We start from the raw sequence: 5,121 nt of genomic DNA, 5'->3' as shown, positions 1-5,121 counted from the left end.
TTCTTTCCAATTTTCAAAGAACTTCCCGTAAAATAAAAGTGTACGGCAATGAAAATACCAATGAGCAATTTCTCGAATATTACTCCAGTAGGACTGCATTGATAAATCATGAAATTTCTTCTTTGGTTAAGGCAATAAAGGAAAATGGGAAAATGTTTATTCCCGTATACAGTTATGCATCAATTTACCAAACCCCATTAGCAAATAAACCGGATATAAAATTCGCAGATTTTAATGATGACAACTTTGATGCTTTTGAAATGGAAGAAGCGTCAAGTTTTGTTTTAAGTTTTGCTAATCATCTGAGCTATATAGCAAACAAAATCGAAACCTCTTACCCTACATAGTTTATTTAGGAGTAGTAACCAACCAATTCAAAAATGCCGAGAACAATGGCTAGCCGACAATACTCCGCTGTCGCTCCGTACTGCGGCTAGCCGGGCCGTTATGGGGTACCGCATCAGAATTGGCATTCTATGGAATTGAAAATATGGATTGCCCCGCCTCAAAAATGAAAACTCAGAATTGGGAATTGTCCGGAAATCGAGAATTTGAGTTACCAACTGGGTAATTGAAATTTTGAAAAGGCGGGTAAAGGTCCTGTCGAATATTGTATTCTTTACGGTGAATCGGACAGAAAACGAAAAATTTGGATTCTTAAGATTAACCGGGCCCATCTTGAAAAATGAGATTGGTTTTTTCAGAGGGAGTGTGAGTTTAGGCGGCTTTTGAAATAGAAATCAGAATATGGTCCAAAAACTGAATTTGGAAATCTGGAATCTGAAAATTTTGAACAGGTAAACGTTGATTGAATCAATTTGACAACCAAGATCAAAAAACTCAAGATTTGGAGAACCTGAAACTGATTTTGATGAATCTGGGAAATCGAATTAAGTGAAATCAGGAATCAAAAATCAGGTTGAATCTTCTGGAAATTGAGACCTGAATCCTGAATTAGGTTGATTGTCGTGAGATTTTTGGTTGATATGAGATAAGAACTGATCAAATTGAAGAATCAGAATCCTGAAATTGAATCAACTGAAAACCAAGAGATTAAAATCAGTTAAAAAAATTGAATAGCCGCCTTTTGGATAGTCCAGAATTTGAAATGGGCCCTTTTTTTGAACCGGTGAAAAGAATAAAGCGGCAACCCATAACAATGGCTACACTCAAGCTGGGTAAAAATCTACGATTGAAAAATCAGAAAGGGAAGCCCGCTGCAGCCAGCAAAAGCCAGGCTTCGCCATTTTCGCCTTTTACTGCCTGCGCTAGTATTGGTGAAATCAAACGAAAAGAGTAATTTTAGAATCCCAGCCTGCGCGTAGCCGGGCCGTTGCAGGCAAGCAAGTAAAACAACAAAAAACTGTAGACAAAAAACTCAAAATTGGCTATATTTGAAAACCGTAGTTAAGTTTGATTTTAAATAATTGAATATGAGTGCTTTAGAGGACAAATATATAAATCCTTTGACTGATTTTGGGTTCAAGAAGCTATTTGGTACCGAACCTAACAAAATCTTATTGATAGATTTCCTGAATCAGATTCTTCCCCAAAGACATAAGATTAAGGATTTGTCCTATTCCAAGAACGAACAAATGGGATTGAATGAATTGGATCGCAAAGCAGTATTTGATCTCTATTGTATAGGCGAATCAGGAGAGCGGTTTATAGTAGAAATTCAAAAAGCGAAACAAAATTACTTTAAAGACAGAAGTATTTATTATTCATCATTTCCGATCCAAGAACAAGCAAAAAAAGGAGAGTGGAATTATAGACTAGAACCGGTATATACTGTAGGGATATTAGATTTTGTTTTTGATGATCATAAATCAGACCTTGAATTGCTTCATATAGTCGAGTTAAAAAACCAAAAATGTGAAGTGTTTTATGACAAACTGAAATTCATTTATATAGAATTACCTAAATTTAAAAAGAGTGAAGAAGAATTAGAGAGTCATTTTGACAAATGGCTATATGTATTCAAGCATTTATCAGATTTACAAGACCGACCTAAAAGGTTACAAGATAAAATATTCGAGAGATTATTTGAGGCTGCTGAAATAGCAAAATTTACACCCGAAGAAAGAGAAGCCTATGAAGAGAGTTTAAAACATTATAGGGATTTGAAAAATGTAGTAGATACATCAAGAGAAGAGGGAATCGAAGAAGGTATAAAAGAAGTAGCTAAAAGAATGAAAGCAAAAGGAATGTCGAACTCTGAGATATCAGAATTGACAGGATTGAGTGAAAATCAAATTGATGAACTATAAGAAAGCCTGCCTGCAACACAGGCTAGCCGACAATACTCCGCGATGCTCCGTACTGCGGCTAGCCGGGCCGTTATGGGGTACCGCATCAGAATTGGCATTCTATGGAATTGAAAATATAGATTCTCCCGCCTCAAAAATGAAAACTCAGAATCGAGAATTGTCCATAAATCGAGAACTTGAGTTCCAAACTGGGTAATTGAAATTTTGAAAGGCGGGTAAAGGTCCTATCGAGTATTGCATTTTTTACGGTGAATCGGACAGAAAACGAAAAATTTGGATTCCTAAGATTAACCGGGCCCATCTTGAAAAATGAGATTGGTTTTTTCAGAAGGAGTTTGAGTTTAGGCGGCTTTTGAAATAAAAAACAGGAATTTGAATCTCGTCCAAAGACAGGATTTAGAAATCTGGAATCTGGAAATTTTGAACTAGAAAACGTTGATTGAATCAATTTGACGACCTAAGATCAGAAACCAAAACTCAAGATTTGGAGAACCTGAAACTGATTTTGATGAATTTGGGAGATCGAATTGAGGAAATCAAGAATCAAAAATCAGGTTGAATCTTCCGGAAATTGAGACCTGAATCCTGAATTAGGTTGATTATCGTGAGATTTTTGGTTGATTTTAGATTCAAGAAGATCAAATTGAAGAATCAAGATTTTGAAACTGAACCAACTGAAAACCAAGAGATTAAAATCAGTTGAAAAGATTGAATAGCCGCCTTTTGGTTAGTCCAGAATTTGAAATGGGCCCTTTTTTTGAAATGGTGAAAAGAATAAAGCGGCAACCCATAACAATGGCTACACTCAAGCTGGGTAAAAATCTACGATTGAAAAAAGAGAATGAAAAGGCCGCTGCAGTCAGCAAAAGCCAGGCTTTGCCAGTTTCGTCTTTTGCTGTCTGCGCTAGTATTGGTGAAATCAAACAAAAAGAGTAGATTTAGAATCCCAGCCTGCGTGTAGCCGGGCCGTTGGCTGCTACAACAAAACTTAACTATGGAAAAATCTCAGTTGATAAGAAAGATTGATTTTGGGCAAAGAATTGCAGAAGATGAGAAAGATAGCTTATATAAGTATTTTTCAGAAACAGTTCAATGGGAACAAATAGAAGATGATGAAATCGATATTGTTTTTGGAAGTAAAGGGTCTGGAAAATCAGCTCTTTTTGCTAGATTAATTGGTCCAAATTATATAAAATCAAAAAAGAGAATTTTGGTAATTCCTGGTGAAAACTTAACAGGAGCGCCAATCTTTGAAACAATAAATGAAGAGGAATTAATAGGAGGCAGAAGTGTCGAAGAGCTTAGATTGATGCGGGGTCATGAATTCGACCAATTAGAAAAAAGGCTGATTAAAATCTGGAAGATTTATTTTTTAATGTTGATTGCTAATGAGCTAAAAAGGTTAGAGCTCATGGATAGAGAGTTAGAACTCACATTCAACGATTTAGAAAGACTTGGAGTATTAGAAGAAAGTGCGAATCTAAAAGATGTATTCGAAAATGTTGTAAAGTATGTGAATAGAGCTAATGTGACAATTGGGGTTAAATTAGGCCCTGTAGAATTAGGTCTTGAGAAGCAAAAGTCAGGAGAAGAAAAAAAGAAGGATTCCTTAGATTCTTTTGATACAAGTGCCGTATTTAAATCTATTGATAGTTACCTGCAAAGGATTGATAGACCTATTTGGATTGCTTTAGATAGATTAGATGCTGCATTTGCTCAAAGTGGGATTCTTAGAATGTCGTTTTTGCGATCATTGTTAAGAGTTTATCTAGATTTGAAAGTATACTCTCAAGTCAAGCTTAAGCTCTTTTTGAGAGATGATATTTGGGATGAAATAATTTCGGTATCTTCGAATAGAGGGTTCGTTGAGTTGAGTCATATAGCAAAGTATTCTATTATTGAATGGAGAAAGGAGTCTTTACTAAACCTAATAGTTAGGAGGATTTTAGAAAATCAGAATATCATAAATTTCTTCTCACTTGAAAAAGAAAAAGTCCTTAAAAACTTCAAAGATCAAAGTGATTTGTTCAATAGTATGTTTCCTCAAGAATTATGTGAAACGGAGAGAGGATCAGCCTTTGATTGGATATATAATGAATTAGAAGATGGAAATGGACAGGTTTTCCCAAGAGATATAATTCATTTTTTTCAAGAATTAAAAATAGAGCAGAGAAAACTGTTTAAGATAGGTAATGCAAACTTTGAGAGGGAATTACAATTATTTTCTATTTCAGCTGTTGAAAAATCTCTTTCAAGTGTATCCGAAGCTAAACTGAATCAAACAGTTTTTGCAGAGTACCCTGAAGATAAGGGAAATATTCGCGCATTAACGGAAAAGCCTAATTTCCTATCAATAGAAGACTTGTCAAAAGTATGGTTTGACGAGTTTTTTATGAAGAATGAAAAGAGTGCAGATATAGTTAGAGGTATCGCTAGTAAATTATGTAAAATTGGAATATTGCGTGAAAGTGATGATAAGTCTAATTATGATTATTCTGTTGGGAATATATACAAACGAGTTTTGAGAATTGAGGGATAAATAGCAGCAGCCAACAATGGCTACATGCCATGCCGGTAAAAATCTTCGATTGAAAAATAGAGATGGAAAACCCGCGCAGGCACCAAAAGCCAGGCTGCGCCAGTTTCGTCTTTTGCTGCCTGCGCTAGTATTTGAGAATTGAAACGAAAAGGGTAAATTTAAAGTCCGGCACGTCACGTAGCCGGGCCGTTATGGGGTACCGCATCAGAATTGGCATTCTATGGAATTGAAAATATGAATTCTCCCGCCTCAAAAATGAAAACTCAGAACCGAGAATTGTCCATAAATCGAGAACTTGATTTTCAAATCGGG

The 5,121-nt window shown here is 35.6% G+C and carries 5 protein-coding genes; all 5 read left to right on the top strand.

The window, feature by feature from the left end; translation table 11 throughout:
• The coding region (locus IX84_RS33680; protein WP_044230389.1) for a hypothetical protein at positions 1-347 on the top strand (347 nt) is incomplete at its 5' end.
• Positions 348-1,072: 725 nt separating this feature from the next.
• A complete protein-coding gene (locus IX84_RS30330; RefSeq protein WP_044230387.1) occupies positions 1,073-1,300 on the top strand; it encodes a hypothetical protein in 228 nt (75 codons plus the stop codon).
• A gap of 133 nt (positions 1,301-1,433) precedes the next feature.
• Positions 1,434-2,270 (top strand): Rpn family recombination-promoting nuclease/putative transposase, encoded by an 837-nt coding sequence (locus IX84_RS30325; RefSeq protein WP_044230385.1) that lies wholly within the window; start codon positions 1,434-1,436, stop codon positions 2,268-2,270.
• Positions 2,271-2,969: 699 nt separating this feature from the next.
• Entirely contained in the window at positions 2,970-3,206 is a 237-nt protein-coding gene (locus tag IX84_RS30315; RefSeq protein WP_152605317.1) for a hypothetical protein, read from the top strand.
• Between the two features lie 58 nt (positions 3,207-3,264).
• Positions 3,265-4,809 (top strand): P-loop ATPase, Sll1717 family, encoded by a 1,545-nt coding sequence (locus IX84_RS30310; protein ID WP_044230379.1) that lies wholly within the window; start codon positions 3,265-3,267, stop codon positions 4,807-4,809.
• Positions 4,810-5,121: the final 312 nt, after the last annotated feature.

The sequence above is a fragment of the Phaeodactylibacter xiamenensis genome, assembly GCF_000759025.1.
Classification (GTDB): domain Bacteria; phylum Bacteroidota; class Bacteroidia; order Chitinophagales; family Saprospiraceae; genus Phaeodactylibacter; species Phaeodactylibacter xiamenensis.
The sequence above is the reverse complement of the archived record's forward strand: the minus strand, read 5'-3'. Positions and strand labels throughout refer to the sequence as shown.

What these genes read in the sequence shown, in the direction of transcription:
- IX84_RS30325 (WP_044230385.1), top strand. Translation starts at nt 1,434, where the DNA reads ATGAGTGCTTTAGAGGACAAATATATAAATCCTTTGACTGATTTTGGG.
- IX84_RS30310 (WP_044230379.1), top strand. Translation starts at nt 3,265, where the DNA reads ATGGAAAAATCTCAGTTGATAAGAAAGATTGATTTTGGGCAAAGAATT.